An 18,260-nucleotide genomic window follows, 5' to 3' on the forward strand; every position below is an offset into this window, starting at 1 on the left:
GCATGATCGCGTTGCACGATCTGCTGTCGGCAACGCATGACGCCGTGGCCGGCAATGCGCCGGTATGCCGCGATGGCGGCGCGGTGTTCGACCGCGCGGCGTTTCGCGCGCGCGTGTCGAGCCTCGTTGCGAGGTTGCGCGAGCAGGACGCGAAACGCTACGCGCTATGCATCGACGATCCGTTCGACTTCGCCTGCGCGCTGTTCGCGTTGCTCGCTTGCGGCAAGGAGCCGGTGATCCCGGCGAATGCGACCCCCGGTTATCTTGCCGATCTTGCCGAAGCCTACGATGCCGTGTTGACCGACGCGGACCTGGCGGCGTTCGCGCTGACGCCGACCGATGCGCAAACAACCACCGATCACACCATCGATCCGCACGCCCCGTTGACGCTCTACACCTCGGGCAGCAGCGGCACCCCTAAGCCGATCCGCAAGACGCTCGCGCAGTTCAATGCCGAAGTGCATACGCTCGAAAAGCAGTGGGGCGCTTTGATCGGCGACGCGACGATGCTGGCCAGCGTGCCGCATCACCATATCTACGGCTTGCTGTTTCGCGTGTTGTGGCCGCTCGCCGCGGGCCGCGCGTTCGACCGTGCGATCAGCGTCGAGCCGCTGCATTTGCAAACGCAAATCGAGCAATGCGGCGCGACGGTGATCGTTTCGACGCCCGCGCAATTGTCCCGTTGGCCTGCGTTGCCCGGCTTCGCAGCGTTGACGCCCGCGCCGCGTGCCTTCTTCTCATCCGGCGGCCCGCTCGCACTGGAAGCCGCACAGGAATACGCCGCCGCCTACGGCGCCGCGCCGCTCGAAATCTACGGCAGCACGGAAACCGGTGGCATCGCGTGGCGGCGCCAGGATCAGAGCGATGCGTGGCAACCGGTGGCGGGCATCGAAGTGCGCCGCGACGAAGACGGTGCGTTGAACGTTCGCTCGCCCCATCTCGATCACCGCGGCTGGCATCGTACCGACGACAGAATCGCCTTCGATGCCGATGGCCGCTTCCGCCTGCAAGGCCGTCTCGATCGCGTGCTCAAGCTCGACGGCAAGCGCGTGTCGCTGCCGGAACTCGAAGCGCGTCTCGCGCAGCATCCGTATGTCGCGCAAGCGGCGGTCGTGCCGTTGGAAGGCGCCTCGCGCGAGCGCGTCGGCGCTGTGGTCGCGCTGACCGGAGCGGGCAGCGAAGCATTGCGCGGCGAGGGCCGCGTGCTGCTCGCGCAAACCTTGCGCCGTCATCTGGCCGCGTATTTCGACGTAGTGGTGCTGCCGCGACATTGGCGCTTTCGCATCACGTTGCCGTTCGATGCACGCGGCAAGCTGCCCGTTGCCGCCGTCGCTGGCGCTTTCGACGCACGCGCGGACGGCGTCGAAGTGCTCGCCGAAGCGCGCTGCGCCGGGACGCTGCACTACGAACTGCGCGTGCCGCCGACGCTCGTGCATTTCGCGGGCCATTTTCCCGGTTTGCCGATTCTGCCGGGCGTCGTGCAGGTCGACTGGGCGATGCGTCTGGCCGCCGAGCACGTGCCGGCTGTGCGCAAGCTTGCGTCGATCGACCGGCTCAAGTTCATGGCGCCGGTGCTGCCGGGCGCGCTGTTGAATCTCACGCTCGCACACGATGCCGCACGGCAGCGCGTGCAGTTCGCATACCGGCTCGACGGGCGCGAATGCGCATCCGGCGTGATCGTGTATCGGGAGTCTGCGTGATGAGCCTTGTCCCGTGCATTGTTATTCCGATCTATAACCACAAGGACGCGATCGGCGCGACCGTCGCCAATCTGGCGGTGCATGGGTTGCCGCTCTTCGTCGTCGATGACGGCAGCGATGAGGCGACGCAGCAGGTGCTCGCCGCGCTCGCTCAACGATACGCTGGCCAACTCACGCTGTTACGGCTGCCGGTCAACGGCGGCAAAGGCGCGGCGGTGATGGCGGGGTTGCGAGCCGCGCGCGAGGCGGGCTACACGCACGCGCTGCAAATCGACGCCGACGGCCAGCACGACGCTACGGACGTGCCGCGCTTCATCGAAGCCGCGCAAGCCGAGCCAGGCGCGGTGATTCTGGGCCGCCCCGTCTACGACGACAGCGTGCCGAAGTCGCGCCTCTACGGCCGTTATCTGACGCACGTGTGGGTATGGATCGAAACGCTCTCGCTGACGATTCGCGATTCGATGTGCGGCTTCCGCCTGTATCCGCTTGCGTTGGTCTGCGAGTTGATCGACAGCGTGCAATTGCCGACGCGGATGGACTTCGACATCGAGATTCTCGTGCGTCTCCATTGGCGGCGCGCGGCGTTCCGCTCGATCCCCACGCGTGTCACCTACGCCACCGATGGCGTGTCGCATTTCGACGTGCTGTGGGACAACGTGCGTATCAGCCGCAGTCATACCCGGCTCGTGTTCGGCATGCTGTGGCGTCTGCCGATGCTGCTCGCGCACAAAGTGATGCCGCGGCGCTCCGCCATGACAAGCGATCAGGAAGAGCAGGACTGGTGGCGTATCGCAGAACGCGGCAGTCATTTGGGCATGTCCTTGCTCGCGCTCAGCTGCAAGCTCTTCGGCCGCCGTTTCACCGCGCTGTGGCTGCATCCGATCGTCGCGTATTTTCTGCTGACGGGACGCGCCGCGCGCGAAGCGTCGAGCAACTACTTCACGCACCTCAGCCAGGCCGCGCCGCAGGAGCGCACGCCGCGTCCAGGTTGGCTGTCCGCCTATCGGCACATGCTGGCGTTCGCGCAATCCGGCTTCGACAAGCTCGCCGCATGGTCCGGCCGCGTCAGCAATGCGGACGTCGAATTCGAAGATCCGTCTGCCTTCGAGGCGTTGGTCGCGAGCGGCAAGGGCGCGCTCGTGATCGGCGCGCATCTCGGCAATCTGGAGATGACCCGCGCGCTCGCCGCGCAAGGCGCGCACGCGAAGGTCACGGCGGTTGTCTACACCGAACACGCGCGGCGCTTCAATAGCGTGCTGGCGTCGGCGAACAGCGAGTTCGCGCGGCATCTGCTCGAAGTCAGCGACTTCGGGCCACAGACCGCGATGATGATGCAGGAGCGCGTCGACGCGGGCGAGTTGCTGGTGATCGTCGGCGACCGTGTGCCCGCGCACGAATTGGGTCGCACGACCGAAGCGCAATTTCTCGGCTCGACCGCGCCGTTCGCGCAGGGCCCGTATGTGCTCGCGCATGCGCTAGGCTGTCCGGTCTATCTGTTTTTCTGCCTGAAAGAGCGCGACGGTTACCGTCTTTACTTCGAGCCGTTCGCCGAGCGCATCGAGTTGCCGCGCCGCGAACGCGCCCAGCATCTGGCGGCGTGGGCGCAGCGTTACGCGGCGCGTCTCGAACACTATTGCCGCAAGGCGCCATATCAATGGTTCAATTTTTTCGATTTCTGGGCCAGCCCCAAGCGAGGCGCAAATGGCCGAACATGATTTGATCGACGGTGCAAATGCGGCCGCTCAGGTGGCGCCGGTGGCGCAGGTGGTTGTGGGCGGTCGCAAGCTGACGATCGAAGAGGTCGTCGCGATCGCACGGCATCGTGCGCCGGTTGCGTTGAGCGCCGATCCGGCGTGGCGCGAGCGCATCGAACGCGGCGCGGATTTCCTGCGGCGGCATCTCGCGGCGGGCGCCACCGTGTATGGCGTCAACACCGGTTATGGCGACGCGTGCGTGGTCGACGTGCCGATGGAACTCGTCGAAGCGTTGCCGTTGCTACTGACGCGCTATCACGGCTGCGGCATGGGCGCCTATCTCGACGACGCGCAGACACTCGCGGTGATCGCCGCGCGACTCAACTCGCTGGCCTATGGTTTTTCCGGCGTGCGCACCGTGTTGCTCGAACGCCTTGCCGATCTGATCAATCATCGCGTGTTGCCGCGCATTCCGTCCGAAGGTTCGGTCGGCGCGAGCGGCGATCTGACGCCGCTCTCGTATGTGGCCGCGGCCTTGGCCGGCGAGCGCGACGTGCTGTTCGAAGGCCGATTGCGCGACGCGCGCGAAGTGTGGGCCGAACTCGGCCACGCCCCGTTGACGCTTGCGCCGAAGGAGGGCCTCGCGCTGATGAACGGCACCGCGGTGATGACGGGTCTCGCCTGTCTTGCCTTCGCGCGAGCCGATCATCTGACGCGGCTGAGCGCGCGCCTCACGGCGCTCTCGACCGTCGCGCTCGACGGCCGCGCCGCGCATTTCGACGCGATGCTGTTCGAAGTGAAGCCGCACGCGGGCCAGGCCGAAGCCGCCGCGTGGATTCGCGCCGATCTGGCAGGACGCGAAGATACGCCGGGGCATCGTCTGCAAGACCGTTACTCGATTCGCTGCGCGCCGCATGTGATCGGTGTCGCACGCGATGCCTTGTCGTGGGTGCGCCGCGATGTCGAGAACGAACTGAACAGCGCCAACGACAACCCGCTGATCGATCCGGACAACGAACGCGTGCTGCACGGCGGCAACTTCTACGGCGGCCATATCGCGTTCGCGATGGACTCGCTGAAAGTGGCGGTCGCCAATCTAGCCGATCTGATGGACCGGCAACTCGCGCTGCTGGTCGATGTGAATTTCAACAACGGCCTGCCGCGCAATCTGTCGGGTGCCGTGCCCGCGCGCGCCGCGATCAATCACGGTTTCAAGGCGGTGCAGATTTCATCGTCAGCATGGACCGCCGAAGCGTTGAAGAACACGATGCCCGCAAGCGTGTTTTCGCGTTCGACGGAAGCGCACAATCAGGACAAAGTGAGCATGGGCACGATCGCCGCGCGCGACTGTTTGCGCGTACTGGAATTGACCGAGCAGGTCGCCGCCGCCCATACACTGGCGACGGTGCAGGCGGCGCGGCTGCGTTTGCGCATCGACGGCACGACGCCGGTCCCCGCGCCGCTGCAAGCGTTCATCGATAGCGTGACGGCGCAATCGCCATTCGTCGACGAAGACCGCGCTTTGGAAAGCGAGCTGCGCGCGCTGACCGCGCGGATTGCCGATTGCGATCTGGTCGAAGATTATCGCGGAGGCGCCGGCGCATGACTGAATCCCGCAAGGTGCTGGCGGCGAGCGCGACGGTCGAAGTGCCGTTTCACGATGTCGATGCGATGAACGTGTGCTGGCACGGCCACTATCTGAAGTACTTCGAGATCGGCCGCGCCGCGCTGCTGCGCACGTTCGACTACGACTATCGCGAGATGCAGGCATCAGGCTATCTGTGGCCGATCGTCGAGGCGCATCTGAAGTATGTGCGGCCGGCCACCTACGGTCAGAAGATCGAAGTGCGCGCGCAACTGCTCGAACACGAAAACCGCCTGAAAATAGGCTATGAAATCGTCGATTGCGCATCCGGCACGCGGCTGACGCAGGGCTATACGATCCAGGTCGCCGTCGACGCCGCGACGCAGGAATTGCAGTTCGTGTCGCCGCCGGTTGTGTTCGACAAACTGGAGCGCGCATGGGCCCGATGAACTTCCGCGGCATGGTTGCGGGCGCGTTGCTCGCGTTAAACATGGCGGCAGCATTACCCGCGTTAGCGGCGGCAACCACGCCTGACGCGGGCAACCCCGCACTCGTCTCGCAGATCGCCTCGCACCTCGCCCAGGCGAAGGGCGTTCGCGCGCAATTCACGCAGACGCAAACGCTCGCCGCGATGAAGCAGCCGCTCGTGAGCACCGGTTCGCTGTTGTTCTTCCGCGAGCGCGGCGTGATCTGGCAGATCGACACGCCGTACAAAGCCACCTACGTGATCACCGATGCGGGTGTCGCCGAGGTCAACGCCAACGGCCAGCGCGTGACGGCACGCGGCGCGCAAGGCACCCGCGGCGTCGCGCAAGTTTCGAAGATGATGCGCGCGATGCTCGGCGGAGATCTGTCGGCGCTGTACTCGCAATTCGACGTGCAAGCCGAAGGCAGCGCCGCGCAATGGCGCATGCAACTGACGCCGAATCAGCCGCAAATCGCGCAGTCGATCAAAGGCTTGCAGATGAATGGCGGCGACTATCTGCAAAGCCTGCGCATCACGCTGGCGAACGGTGACATCACGAAGCTCGACTTCGCAAAGAGCGCGGCCGTTACCGAGCCGACGCCTGCTGAGCGCACTTTGCTCGGGGTGCCGTAATGCAGGTGCTGCAACGGCGGTCCGCGAAACAGGCGTGGGGCATGCGCGCCGCGTGGCTGCTGCTCGCGCTCGTCGCGGCGCTGTACTGCGGCTGGCGTTTCGCCGGGCCGTCGCCGTTGCAGACCAATCTGCTCGCGTTGTTGCCTGCTACCGAAGCGGATCCGGTCGCCGAAAAAGCGGTCGATGCGCTGGCGAGCGCGCTTGGCGACCGCACGGTTTTTCTCGTCACCAGCAACGACGATGCGCACGCGAAAGCGGCGGCGAAACAACTTGGCGCTTCACTGCGGAAGAGCGGTGCGTTCGGATCGGTGACGGCGGAATTGCCGCCGTTCAATCTGTCGCAGATCGCCGCGTTGTACATGCCGTATCGCTTCGGCTTGCTGGCGCCGGCTGACCGCACTGCGCTAGCAAGCGGTTCGGCCACGTCATTGCACGACGCCCCGAAGGAAGTCCCCCGCCCCGAAGGAAGTCCGCTTGGGGGATTGGAGGACGCGCTCGCTCAACGCATCTACAGCCCGTTACGCGGCGGCCTGACAACGCCGCTCGCCGACGATCCCTTCGGCTGGCTCGAACATTGGCTCGGGGGCCTGCCGCTGGCAACATCGAATCTCGAACTCGAAGACAACCTGCTGGTTGCGCATCGCGGCGCCGCCACCAGCGTGCTGATCGTCGCGACGCTGCCGGGCTCCGCATACGAATCGAAGACGCAGCACGCGGTGCTCGATGCGCTTGCACGCGGCGAAAGCGCGTTGAAACAGTCGTTCCCCGACGTGTCGGTCGCGAGAACCGGCGCGGTGTTCTATGCGGAATCGGCGCGCAGCGCGTCCGAACATGAAGTGCATCTGATCGGCGTTGCATCGTTGTGTGGGATTGCATTGCTGATGCTGTGGGTATTCCGCTCGCCGCGCTTGCTGTTGTTCGGCTTTGTTTCGACGGCGCTCGGCATCGTCTGCGCGCTGGCCGTGACGATGCTGGTGTTCGGCAAGCTGCATCTGTTGACGCTGGTGTTCGGCGCCAGCCTGATCGGCGAGGCGGTCGATTATTCGATTCAGTACTTCGTGATCTATCTCGGCGGCGGACGCGATTGGGATGCGCGCCGCGGCGCGCGCGCGGTGCGTCCGGCGTTGACCGTTGCGCTCGTCACCAGCCTGCTCGGTTACGCGATCCTGACGTGGGTGCCGTTTCCCGCGCTCAAGCAGATCGCCTGCTTCGCGATTGTAGGCATCGTGACGGCGTTCGCGTCGGTGCTGTGGTTGTTGCCCGCACTGCTGGTGCGTGCGGCGAAGCGCAGCCCGCAGCGCCTATTCGCCGGGGCTGCGCGCATGTTGACGGTGTGGCATCGCGTGATCGGCGGCAAGCGCGCGTGGTTCGTCGCCGCGTTGTTGTTGATCGTTGCGGTTCCGGGCTGGTTGCGGCTGACAAGCGATGACGATATCCATCTGCTGATCCAGCGCGATCCGTCGCTGGTCGCGCAGGAAAATAAGGTGCGCGACGCGGTCGGCGTCGATAACAGCGCGCAGTTTTTTGTCGTGCGCGGCGAGACACCGGAAATCGTGCTGCAACGTGCCGAAGCGTTGGGCGCGAAACTGGACGCGCTGAACGGCACAGCGAACAAGGTCGGCAGCTATCAATCGGTGACGGCGTTCGTGCCGTCCGCGAAACAGCAGAACGAAGATCGCGCGCTGCTCGCGCAGCACGTGTTCAACGATCCGGCGGCGTTGCGCGCAACGTTGTTGCAGGCCGGCTTTAAAGACGAAGTCGCCGACGCGTGGCTCGCCGCGTACGCCAAACCGCAGCCGGTGCTCACGGTTGACCAGTGGCTCGCCGCGCCGTGGTCGCAGCCGTACAAACATCTGTGGCTGGGTGTTGTCGATTCGGGCACCAGAGCCTATGCCGCGGTTGTGATTCCACAAGGCGTGACGCCGCAGAACGAGCCGACGCTGATCGCCACTGCACAGGCGCTGCCAGGCGTTGCTTTTGTCGATAAGGCAGCGAGCGTGTCGAAGCTGTTCGGCGCGTATCGTGAGGATAGCGGCTGGTGGCTCGCGGGTGCATTGGCGTTGGTGCTGGTGTTGTTGATGCTGCGTTACGCCCCGAAGGAAGTCCCCCGCCCCGGAGGAAGTCCCCTTGGGGGATTGGGGGGCGCTCCGAAGGAGGTCCTCCGCCCCGAAGGAAGTCCCCTTGGGGGATTGGGGGATTGGGGGATTGAGGGATTGGGGGACAGCGTGCGCGGCGGCATCGCCGTGACGCTGCCGGTACTGCTCGCGGTCGGCGTCACACTTGCTGTATTCGGCTACGTCCACGTGCCGCTCAATCTCTTCAACTGGCTCGCGCTGATGCTGGTGCTCGGCGTCGGCGCAAACTATGCCGTGTTTCTGCGCGAAGGCTGTCTGCGCGCGGACGCCGATCTCGGCGCGGTCTGGACGGGCGTGCTGCTGTCGGCGGCGACGACCTTGCTGTCGTTCGGCATGCTCGGCATGAGCGCGATGCCTGCGCTGAAGAGCTTCGGCGCCACGCTCGCGCTCGGCATTGCGGTGTCGGTGCTGCTCGCGCCGATCGGCATGCCATCGGAATCAAGGAGGGCCGCATGAACGCGCCATCAGTTTATTTGCACGCGCTCGGCATGATCAACGCGCTCGGCGACGACCTCGAGGCGATCGTTCCCGCGCTGGTCGCGGCGCATGCGCCGGGCATGGCGAATGTGCATACCGGCATCGGCGAGGCGTTTGTCGGCAGCGTCTTCGCGCCGCTCGACCTCGCACCGCCTGCCTCACTCGCACGTTACGACTGCCGCAATAACCGGCTGCTCCTCGCCGCGCTCGCACAGATCGCACCCGAAATCGAAGCGGCCCGCGAGCGTTACGGCGCGCATCGAATCGGCGTGGTGCTCGGCACCAGCACGTCCGGTATCGAAGCGGCCGAGGCCGCGTTCGTCTATCAGGCGCAAGCGGGCGACTTGCCGCCCAACTTCAATTACCGGCAGATGGAAATCGGTACAGCGGCGCCGTTCGCCGCCGCCGCGCTCGGGGTGTGTGGACCGGCGTATACGATCTCGACCGCCTGCACGTCGAGCGCGAAGGCCTTCGTATCGGCGCGCCGGCTGTTGCAATTGCAGCTATGCGATGCGGTGGTGGTGGGCGGTGTCGATTCGTTGTGCGAGCTGACGGTGCAGGGCTTTGCTTCGCTCGAGTCGACCAGCGCGGTGCGCACCAATCCGATGAGCCGCAATCGCTGCGGGATCAATATTGGCGAAGGCGCCGCCGTGTTCCTGATGAGCCGGGACGAAGCCGCGGTGAGACTCGCGGGCGCCGGTGAATCGAGCGACGCGCATCATATTTCCTCACCGGACCCGCGCGGCGTCGGCGGCGAACTCGCGTTGCGCGAGGCGCTGGCTGATGCGGGCGTCGCGCCTTCAGCGATCGGCTATGTGAATCTGCACGCCACCGCCACGCGCAAGAACGACGCAATGGAAGCCAACCTGATGGCGCGTGTCTTCGCCGACGGCGTCGCGACCAGCGGCACCAAGCCGCTGACCGGTCATCAACTCGGCGCAGCGGGGGCGACCGAACTCGGCTTCGCATGGCTGACGCTGGCGCGCGAAGGTGCGGCCTTGCCGCGTCATCTGTGGGACGGCGAAGCCGATCCGGCGCTGCCCGCGCTCGATCTCGTCGTTAGCGAACGGTTTTTGCCGCGCGGCGCAGGCGCGCAGTATGTGATGAGCAATTCGTTTGCCTTCGGCGGCAGCAATGTCAGCTTGATCCTCGGCCGGTGATGCGCGCAATGACTCAGACGCTCTCGATCCAGGACCTCGTGCGGCGACCGATCGAAACGATCCTGCCGCATCGCGGCACCATGTTGCTGATCGACGCGGTGAGCACATTCAGCGAAGAGGCGCTGACCGCGCTCGCCACCGTGCGTGCCGACGCGTGGTATGCGGATGCCGACGGCGCGATGCCCGCATGGATCGGCATCGAACTGATGGCGCAGGCGATCGCCGCGCATGTCGCGCTGCTGGCGATGCGCGCGGGCGGCGGCGCGCGTCCGGGCGTGCTGCTCGGCTCGCGCAGCTACAAAGCGCTCATGCCGGCCTTCACAAGCGGCGCGCAATTGCGGATCGGTGTGACAGAATTGCTGCGCAGCGAAGAAGGCCACGGCGCCTACGAATGCACCATCCACCACGGCGAGGTGTGTTGCGCTGAAGCGGTCGTCAAGGTGTTTCAACCGCCCGATTTTCGGTCATTCATCGAAGGGAGTTTCAGTTCATGAGCCGGCGTGTTCTCGTTACCGGCGCAAGCCGCGGCATCGGCCGCGCGATTGCGTACAAGTTGGCCGCCGACGGTTTCGCGGTGTCCGTGCACTGCCGCACGGGCCGCAGCGAAGCCGAAGCGGTCGCGACGGGCATCGCCGCGCAAGGCGGCGCGGCGCGCGTGCTGCAATTCGACGTGCGCGAGCGCGCGGTGTGCCGCGAAGTGCTCGAAGCGGATGTTGCCGCGAACGGGCCGTATTACGGCATCGTGTGCAGCGCCGGCGTGACCCGCGACGCCGCCTTCCCGGCGCTCACCGAAGAAGACTGGGACATCGTGATCGAAACCGGTCTCGACTCGTTCTACAACGTCGTCCATCCGTTGACCATGCCGATGGTGCGTGCGAAGAAGGGCGGGCGCATCGTCACGATCGCGTCGGTGTCCGGCGTGACCGGCAATCGCGGCCAGGTCAACTACAGCGCCGCGAAGGCCGGCCTGATCGGCGCGACCAAGGCGCTCGCCGTCGAACTGGCGACGCGCAATATCACCGTCAATTGCGTCGCGCCCGGTTTGATCGAAACCGGCATGCTCGACGACGTGCCGCTCGAACACGCATTGAGGACGGTACCGATGAACCGCGTCGGCCAGCCTGCCGAAGTGGCGTCCGTGGTCAGCTTCCTGATGTCGGATGCGGCCTCGTACGTCACGCGCCAGGTGATCGGCGTCAACGGCGGGATGGTGTGATGAAACGCGTCGTCATTACCGGCATGGGCGGCGTCACGGCGTTCGGCGACCGCTGGGACGAAATCGAAGCGCGCCTGAAGAGCGGCGTGAACGCGGTGCGGCGCATGCCCGAGTGGGATTACTTCGAGTCGCTGCATACGCGGCTCGCGTGCCCGCTGCCGGGCTTCACGACACCCGCGCATTATCCGCGCAAGAAAACGCGCTCGATGGGGCCGGTGTCGCTGTACGCGGTGCGCGCGAGCGAACTGGCGTTGGCGGACGCCGGCCTCGCCGACGATGAGCGCATCAAGGACGGCTGCATGGGCGTTGCGTACGGTTCGTCGTCGGGATCGATCCAGCCGATTCGCGCGTTCGGCACAATGCTCGAAACGGGCTCGATGAGCGATGTCACGTCGAACAGCTACGTACAGATGATGCCGCACACCACGGCGGTCAACGTCGGCCTGTTCTGGGATCTCAAAGGGCGCATCGTGCCGACCTCGTGTGCGTGCGCATCGGGCAGCCAGGCGATCGGCTACGCGTTTGAGGCGATTCAGGCGGGCAAGCAGACGTTGATGCTGGCGGGCGGCGCGGAGGAATTGTCGGGCCCGGCGGTCGCCGTGTTCGACACGCTGTACGCGACCAGCACGCGCAACGACGAGCCGCATCTGACGCCGCGTCCGTTCGATGCCGCCCGCGACGGTCTCGTGGTCGGCGAAGGCGCGGCTACGCTGGTGCTCGAAGAATACGAACACGCTGTGGCGCGCGGCGCGCGAATTCACGCGGAAATCGTCGGCTTCGGCTGCAACTCGGACGGCGCGCACATGACACAGCCGACCGCCGAAACCATGGCGCTCGCGATGCAACTCGCGCTCAGCGATGCGCAATTGCAGCCGCAGGCGATCGCCTATGTGAACGCCCACGGCACCTCTACGGATCGCGGCGACGTCGCCGAAAGCCATGCGACCGCGCAAACGTTCGGCGAACGCATGCCGATCAGTTCGTTGAAGAGCTACGTCGGCCATACGCTCGGCGCGTGCGGCGCGCTCGAAGCGTGGTGGACCATCGAGATGATGAAGCGCAACTGGTATGCGCCGACGTTGAATCTGACCGACGTCGATCCGGCCTGTGCGCCGCTCGACTACATCGTCGGCAGCGGACGCACAATCGACGCCGAACACGTGATGAGCAACAACTTCGCGTTCGGCGGCATCAACACGTCGCTGATTTTCAGGCGCGTCCGATGAGCGTGGCGCTGCAACGCGTGGTTGTCACCGGCATGGGCATCGTGTCGTGTCTCGGCAATACGCTCGACGAAGTGTCCGCCGCGTTGCGCGCGGGCCGCTCACGCATCGAACGGATCGACGCGTGGCGCGAGCGCGGTTTCGCGACCCAGGTGGCGGGCGTGGCGTCGGTGGCGCACGAGCCGCCGTTCGAGCGTAAGTTCGAACGCTTCATGGGCGATACGGCGCGCTTCGCGTGCCACGCCGCCCGCAAGGCGATCGACGACGCCGGGCTCGACGCGGCCGCGTTGCGCTCGCCGCTCGCGGGCGCGGTGATCGGTTCGGGCGTCGGCTCTCTGGCGAGCTACGATGCGGCGCTCGCGATCGTCGCCGCGCGCGGCGTCGATAAAGTGCCGCCCTATGCGGTGCCGCAGGCGATGAGCAGCACCGCGTCGGCGAATGTCGCCCAGGTGTTCGGGCTCGAGGGCGCGAGCTATTCGCCCTCGTCCGCGTGCACGAGCTCGGCGCTCGCGATCGGCCAGGCCATGCAGTTGATCCAGACCGGCCGCCAGCAGATCGTGCTGGCCGGCGGCGGCGAAGCGCTGCACGACAACGTGACGCTGCTGTTCGACGCGATGGGTGCGTTGTCGCGGCGTTTCAACGACACGCCGCAGCATGCGTCGCGTCCCTACGATTCGGCGCGCGACGGCTTCGTGATCGCATCGGGCGGCGGCGTGCTGTTGCTCGAGTCGCTCGATCACGCGTTGGCGCGCGGCGCGCGCATTTACGCGGAGCTGACCGGTTTCGGCGACAGCACCGACGGGGCCGGCATGGTCACGCCTCATGCGGCCGGCATCGCTCGCGCGATGCGTGGCGCGTTGAAAGAAGCCGGCAAGCGCCCCGATTACATCAACACGCATGCACCGTCCACGCCGCTTGGCGACGTCGAAGAACTACACGCGTTGAGCGCGGTATTCGGCAGCGACGTGCCGCCGTTTTCTTCGACCAAAGGCCTGAGCGGTCATCCACTGGGGGCATGCGGTGCGCACGAGGCGATCTATACCTTGCTGATGATGCGCGACGGTTTCATCGCCGGGACGGCGGGTATCGAGACGCCGGATGCGAGCCTTGGCGAAATGCCGCTGGTGCGTACATCGCGCGACGCGCGCATCGACACGGCCATGTCGGTTTCATTCGGGTTCGGCGGCAGTTGCGCGAGCCTGGTGTTCGACGCCTGGAAGGGCCTGAAGTGACCATCAAGCGACTCATGACAGGCGGTGCATGCCACCGCCTGAGCACGTCTATTCGGTCTTCATCGCCGCGACATTGACCAGCGTTTCGCGGCGCTTGCCAGGTTGCGGATGGGACAGGCCGATGCGTTCGAGCAGGCCGAAGTCTTTCGCGCGGCTCCACCAGAGATAGGGGAGCGAGACGTTGCGCGGGCCGAACCCGAAACCGGCGCCGCGGATCATGTCGAGGTAGCCGTCAGCGCTCTTTTGCACCTGCATCGGGTGGCGAAACAGCAGGCGGATCACCCATGACTTGATATACGCGTCGGTGGATTCGGCGAACAGCAGGACGCCGCCCGGTTTGAGCACGCGGCGAAACTCGGCGAGCGCGCGGTCCTGCTCGACGAGATGATGGAAGGTTTGATGGCAGAACACGATGTCGGCGCAGGCATCGGGCAGCGGCAGTGTCGCGCAGTCGGCGTGCAGCAGCTCGATATCCGCGACTTTATCGCGGCAGGCATTGGCGGCGTTGGCAGCGAGTTTCAGCGACGGCTCGTGAAAATCGACGCCGACAATGCGGCGCGGCCTGAACGCATCGGCGAGCAGGCGGAATGCAATGCCTTGCCCGCAGCCGACGTCGACGATCACCGGCGCGGTAGGCAACGGCGCATCGATCAGGCGTTTGAGATCGTTGATGGCGACCCGCAGTACATGATGTTCCCAGGTATGGGTGCGCAGGAACCATATCCCGAATGCCGTTTCCGGCACGAAAGGCACGCTGGATGTTTCGGATGGCGACACGCTGGGCTCTCCGGCGGAATATTGTTTTGTTCTTGCAGCGACACGCGTGATTGTAACTAGAAGTAAGCCTGCAGCGTAACGCCGTTACGAGCAAGCAAACGATTGAGGCAAATTTGAGTACATATTCGTCAAAGCGCACCGCCGTCGACGTGGCGATTATCGGCGCGGGTCCGGCGGGCGCCGTTGCGGCGGCCTTATTGCGCAAAGCGGGCCGCTCGGTGCTGGTATTGGAGCGCCAGCATTTCCCGCGCTTTTCGATCGGCGAAAGTTTGTTGCCGCAAAGCATGGCGTACCTCGAAGAGGCCGGCATGCTGCAAGCGGTGGTCGAAGCCGGCTTCCAGTACAAGAACGGCGCGCATTTCGTCTACCGGGATCAATCGTCGGCGTTCGATTTCCGCGACAAACATTCGCAGGGTTGGGGCACCACGTATCAGGTCGAGCGCGCGGTGTTCGACGATCTGCTGATTCGCTGCGCGGCCGGGCAGGGCGCCGATGTGCGTTTCGGCCACACGGTCCGGGCGCTGCAAACGGGTGACAGGCCGGTGCTCGACGTGCTCGACGAAGCGCAGAACGCGTATGAAGTCGAGGCGCGCTTCGTGTTCGATGCGAGCGGTTTCGGCCGTGTGCTGCCGCGTTTGCTGAACCTCGAAGCGCCGACCCGGATGCCGACACGCGCGGCAATTTTCACGCACGTGCGTGACGGTATTCCGACGGGCGCAACCGATCGCAACAAGATTTGCGTGGCCACGCATCCCGAGCGTCGCGACGTGTGGTTCTGGATGATTCCGCTCGCGGGCGGGCGCTCGTCGGTCGGCTGTGTGGCCGAAGCGAGTTTTCTCGAGGTGCCGGAAGCGGAGCGCGAGGAGAAACTGCGCGCGCTGATCCAGCAGGAGCCGACGCTTGGGGCGTTGATCGGCCGTGCGCCGTTTCTGATGCCGGTGCGCCACATCGGCGGTTACGCGGCGAACGTCGAGCGTTTGCATGGGCCGGGCTATGCGCTGCTTGGCAACGCGGGCGAGTTTCTCGATCCAGTGTTCTCGTCCGGTGTGACAATTGCGCTGCGCTCGGCGCATCTGGCGGTGCAGACGTTGAACCGGCAACTTGACGGCGAGCAGGTCGACTGGTCAGGCGCTTACGATGTGCCGTTGCGCAAGGGCATCGATACGTTCCGCGCGTTCGTCGAACGCTGGTACACCGGCGAGTTGCAGGACATCATCTTTTACCCGGATCAGATGCCTTCGATTCGGCGGATGATCAGCGCCGTGCTGGCAGGTTACGCGTGGGACGAGACGAATCCCTATGTCGCCGATCCGGTACGGCGGCTGAACGCGTTGCATGAGGTTTGCATGCAGCCGCGATCGAGCGGCGTGGCATGAGCAAAAAAAACGGCGCTTCGTTTCCGAAGCGCCGTTTTTTATTCATTGCCTGAATCGAATCAGGCCGCGATTTGCGCCGCACGCGGCGCATGCCGGCGCACGTCGTCGCGACGATGCACGCGCTTGCCCGCTGCGTACGTTTCGTAGATCGCGCGATCGTCGCCGAGCAGCGCGAACGCGAACAGCAGTTCTTCGAGCGACTCGGTGCGCGCGGTGCGGCGCGCGAGCAGCGGCGTCGCTTGCGGATCGAGCACGACGAAGTCCGCTTCCGAGTTCGCCTTCAACGTGCCGACCTTGTCCGCCAGATCGAGTGCTTCGGCCGCGCCTGCGGTGGCGAGATAGAACATCCGTGTGGCCGTCAGATGATGGCCGGTCAGACGCGCGACCTTGTGCGCCTCGTTCATCGTTTGCAGCATCGAGAACGACGTGCCGCCGCCGACGTCGGTGGCGAGCGCGATCGGCATGCCGGCTTCGTCGGCCTTGTCGAAGTCGAACAGGCCGCTGCCCAGGAACAGGTTCGAGGTCGGGCAGTGAGATGCCACCGTGCCGGTTTGCGCCATGCGCTTGCGGTCTTCCTCATCGAGGTAGATGCAGTGGCCGTACACCGCGCGGCGGCGCAGCAGGCCGTAATGATCGTAGATGTCCAGATAGCTGCGGTGGCCGGGAAAGAGATCGGCGACCCATTTCACTTCGTCGGTGTTTTCCGCAACGTGGCTCTGGATGAAGATGTCCGGATGCTTGCCAGCCAGCACGCTGCACGCTTCAAGTTGCGCTTCGGTCGAGGTCGGCGCGAAACGCGGCGTGAGCGCGTACATCTGGCGGCCGCGGTTGTGCCAGCGGCCGATCAGTTCGGCGCTGTCGTCATAGCCCGATTGCGCGGTATCGCGCAGAAACTCGGGGCAGTTGCGGTCCATCAGCACCTTGCCGGCCACCATCCGCAGATTGCGCGCTTCGCTTTCGGTAAAGAGCGCATCGGCCGATTCCTTGTGGACCGTGCAATACACCAGCGCGGTAGTCGTGCCGCATGCCAGCAGTTCTTCGACGAAAAAGCTTGCCGTGTCCCGCGCGTAGGCCGGATCGGTGAAGCGGCGCTCGGTCGGAAACGTGTACGTGTCGAGCCACGGCAAGAGCCCCGGCGCCGGCGACGCGATCATGTCGGTCTGCGGATAGTGGATGTGCGTATCGATGAAGCCCGGCACGATCAGCTTGTCGCGCAGCTCCTGCACCTGGGTGCCGGGCGCGAGTTGCGGCGCGAGAGCCGCATAGGCGCCGGCCGCGACGACATGGCCGTCTTCGACGATCAGCAGGCCGTCCTCGTTGAAGACTGCCGCATTGGACGATTGCGCGGGATCGCCGTTGAAAGTCAGCAGTTGCGCGCGGAATGCTGATTGTGCCGATTGAGTCATGGGAAAAACCGTCTCCGTTTTTGTGGGGAGCTAAACAGCGCAGACGGCGGCTTCACCTCAGGTTCTGAAGCGAACCTATGCCGCCGCCGGCTGCCTTTGTCCGGCCCGTCAGTGCGGGCCGCCTGGATGCCAGTGCGCGTCGAGCTTCGCGATCAGTTCGCTGCGTTCCTCGGGCGTGACGAACGACGCTTCGAAGCTGTTGCGGATGATCGTGTAGACCTCGGCATCGTTGAGCTTCAACGCGTCGATGGTGGCGAAATAGTTGGCGTTCACGTAGCCGCCGAAGTAGGCCGGATCGTCGGAATTCACCGTGACGGCGACGCCGCGATCGAGCAGGTCCTTCAGCGTGTGCTTGGTCATGTCGTCGAACACGCAGAGCTTCAGGTTCGACAACGGACACACGGTCAGCGCGACGCGTGTGTCGGCGAGGCGCGTGACCAGCGCCGGATCTTCAATGCTGCGCACGCCGTGGTCGACGCGATCCACTTTCAGCAGATCGAGCGCTTCGTAGATATACGACGGCGGACCTTCCTCGCCCGCATGCGCGACCAGCTTCAGACCGAGCGCGCGCGCCCTGGCGAACACGCGCTCGAACTTCGAAGGCGGATGACCGCGTTCCGACGAATCCAGCCCGACGCCGATCAGACGATGCCTGTATTGCTCGAACAACGGCAATGCTTCTTCGAACGTGGCGAGCGCATCTTCCTCAGACAGATGGCGCAGGAAACACAGAATCAGCTTGCTCGTCATGCCGCGCTTTTCCGCGTCGGCCAACGCGCGTTCGATGCCCGCCACCACGGTGGCAATCGGCACGCCGCGTTCGGTGTGCGTCTGCGGGTCGAAGAAGATTTCGCTGTGAATCACGTTATCGGCGAGGCATCGTTCGACATACGCCGTCGTCATGTCGTAGAAATCCTGCTCGTGCAGCAGCACGCTCGCGCCGGCGTAATAGATGTCGAGAAACGATTGCAGATCGGTGAACGCATACGCGGCACGCAAGGCTTCGATCGAGTCGTAGGCGAGCTTCACGCCGTTGCGTTCGGCGAGCGCGAAGATCAGCTCGGGTTCGAGCGAGCCTTCGATATGGATGTGCAACTCGGCCTTCGGTGCGAGCGCTGTTTTCTCGGCAAGTGGCGTAGCGGTAGTGGTAGTCATAAGCGATTCTTCTGGAGTTCGTTGG

The 18,260-nt window shown here is 65.1% G+C and carries 15 protein-coding genes; 12 read left to right on the plus strand and 3 right to left on the minus strand.

From position 1 onward, the window contains the following. Nucleotides 1–2 precede the first annotated feature (2 nt). Genes WN982_RS04650 through WN982_RS04700 form a run of 11 tightly spaced genes read left to right on the plus strand, consistent with a single transcriptional unit; the run spans nt 3 to nt 13,521 of the window. Nucleotides 3–1,700 carry an AMP-binding protein gene (locus tag WN982_RS04650; protein ID WP_341314602.1) on the plus strand — a complete coding sequence of 566 codons (1,698 nt, stop codon included), beginning with the start codon at nt 3–5 and terminating at the stop codon, nt 1,698–1,700. Further along, nucleotides 1,700–3,415, plus strand: a complete 1,716-nt coding sequence (locus tag WN982_RS04655; protein ID WP_341314603.1) for a glycosyltransferase — start codon at nt 1,700–1,702, stop codon at nt 3,413–3,415. Before WN982_RS04650 ends, WN982_RS04655 begins: the two co-directional genes overlap by 1 nt. Further along, nucleotides 3,402–5,000: an aromatic amino acid ammonia-lyase gene (locus tag WN982_RS04660; RefSeq protein WP_341314604.1), complete on the plus strand. Its 1,599-nt coding sequence runs from the start codon at nt 3,402–3,404 to the stop codon at nt 4,998–5,000. The genes WN982_RS04655 and WN982_RS04660 overlap by 14 nt, the downstream gene beginning before the upstream one ends. Beyond that, nucleotides 4,997–5,428: a thioesterase family protein gene (locus WN982_RS04665; RefSeq protein WP_341314605.1), complete on the plus strand. Its 432-nt coding sequence runs from the start codon at nt 4,997–4,999 to the stop codon at nt 5,426–5,428. The genes WN982_RS04660 and WN982_RS04665 overlap by 4 nt, the downstream gene beginning before the upstream one ends. Continuing rightward, nucleotides 5,416–6,078 (plus strand): outer membrane lipoprotein carrier protein LolA, encoded by a 663-nt coding sequence (locus WN982_RS04670; RefSeq protein WP_341314606.1) that lies wholly within the window; start codon nt 5,416–5,418, stop codon nt 6,076–6,078. Before WN982_RS04665 ends, WN982_RS04670 begins: the two co-directional genes overlap by 13 nt. After that, nucleotides 6,078–8,669, plus strand: a complete 2,592-nt coding sequence (locus tag WN982_RS04675; protein WP_341314607.1) for an MMPL family transporter — start codon at nt 6,078–6,080, stop codon at nt 8,667–8,669. The genes WN982_RS04670 and WN982_RS04675 overlap by 1 nt, the downstream gene beginning before the upstream one ends. Further along, the gene (locus WN982_RS04680; RefSeq protein ID WP_341314608.1) at nt 8,666–9,850 is read left to right on the plus strand and encodes a beta-ketoacyl-[acyl-carrier-protein] synthase family protein; all 1,185 of its coding nucleotides are present in this window, start codon (nt 8,666–8,668) and stop codon (nt 9,848–9,850) included. The genes WN982_RS04675 and WN982_RS04680 overlap by 4 nt, the downstream gene beginning before the upstream one ends. Next, the gene (locus tag WN982_RS04685; protein ID WP_341314609.1) at nt 9,850–10,344 is read left to right on the plus strand and encodes a hotdog family protein; all 495 of its coding nucleotides are present in this window, start codon (nt 9,850–9,852) and stop codon (nt 10,342–10,344) included. The genes WN982_RS04680 and WN982_RS04685 overlap by 1 nt, the downstream gene beginning before the upstream one ends. Then, nucleotides 10,341–11,066: a 3-ketoacyl-ACP reductase FabG2 gene (locus WN982_RS04690; RefSeq protein ID WP_341314610.1), complete on the plus strand. Its 726-nt coding sequence runs from the start codon at nt 10,341–10,343 to the stop codon at nt 11,064–11,066. The genes WN982_RS04685 and WN982_RS04690 overlap by 4 nt, the downstream gene beginning before the upstream one ends. Beyond that, nucleotides 11,066–12,292 carry a beta-ketoacyl-ACP synthase gene (locus WN982_RS04695; RefSeq protein ID WP_341314611.1) on the plus strand — a complete coding sequence of 409 codons (1,227 nt, stop codon included), beginning with the start codon at nt 11,066–11,068 and terminating at the stop codon, nt 12,290–12,292. The genes WN982_RS04690 and WN982_RS04695 overlap by 1 nt, the downstream gene beginning before the upstream one ends. Further along, nucleotides 12,289–13,521 carry a beta-ketoacyl synthase N-terminal-like domain-containing protein gene (locus WN982_RS04700; RefSeq protein WP_341314612.1) on the plus strand — a complete coding sequence of 411 codons (1,233 nt, stop codon included), beginning with the start codon at nt 12,289–12,291 and terminating at the stop codon, nt 13,519–13,521. Before WN982_RS04695 ends, WN982_RS04700 begins: the two co-directional genes overlap by 4 nt. A gap of 48 nt (nt 13,522–13,569) precedes the next feature. Here WN982_RS04700 and WN982_RS04705 read toward each other — a convergent pair whose 3' ends face one another. Continuing rightward, a complete protein-coding gene (locus tag WN982_RS04705) occupies nt 13,570–14,298 on the minus strand; it encodes a class I SAM-dependent methyltransferase (RefSeq protein ID WP_341314613.1) in 729 nt (242 codons plus the stop codon). A gap of 113 nt (nt 14,299–14,411) precedes the next feature. Between WN982_RS04705 and WN982_RS04710 the strand changes: the two genes are divergently transcribed. After that, complete coding sequence (locus WN982_RS04710; protein ID WP_341314614.1) at nt 14,412–15,674, plus strand: NAD(P)/FAD-dependent oxidoreductase; 1,263 nt, start codon at nt 14,412–14,414, stop codon at nt 15,672–15,674. Nucleotides 15,675–15,733: 59 nt separating this feature from the next. Here WN982_RS04710 and guaD read toward each other — a convergent pair whose 3' ends face one another. Both guaD and WN982_RS04720 read right to left on the minus strand, forming a co-directional pair. Beyond that, nucleotides 15,734–17,080 carry a guanine deaminase gene (gene guaD, locus WN982_RS04715; RefSeq protein WP_341314615.1) on the minus strand — a complete coding sequence of 449 codons (1,347 nt, stop codon included), beginning with the start codon at nt 17,078–17,080 and terminating at the stop codon, nt 15,734–15,736. Between the two features lie 108 nt (nt 17,081–17,188). Then, the gene (locus tag WN982_RS04720; protein ID WP_341314616.1) at nt 17,189–18,235 is read right to left on the minus strand and encodes an adenosine deaminase; all 1,047 of its coding nucleotides are present in this window, start codon (nt 18,233–18,235) and stop codon (nt 17,189–17,191) included. Nucleotides 18,236–18,260: the final 25 nt, after the last annotated feature.

This window comes from Paraburkholderia sp. IMGN_8 (assembly GCF_038050405.1).
Lineage (GTDB): Bacteria > Pseudomonadota > Gammaproteobacteria > Burkholderiales > Burkholderiaceae > Paraburkholderia.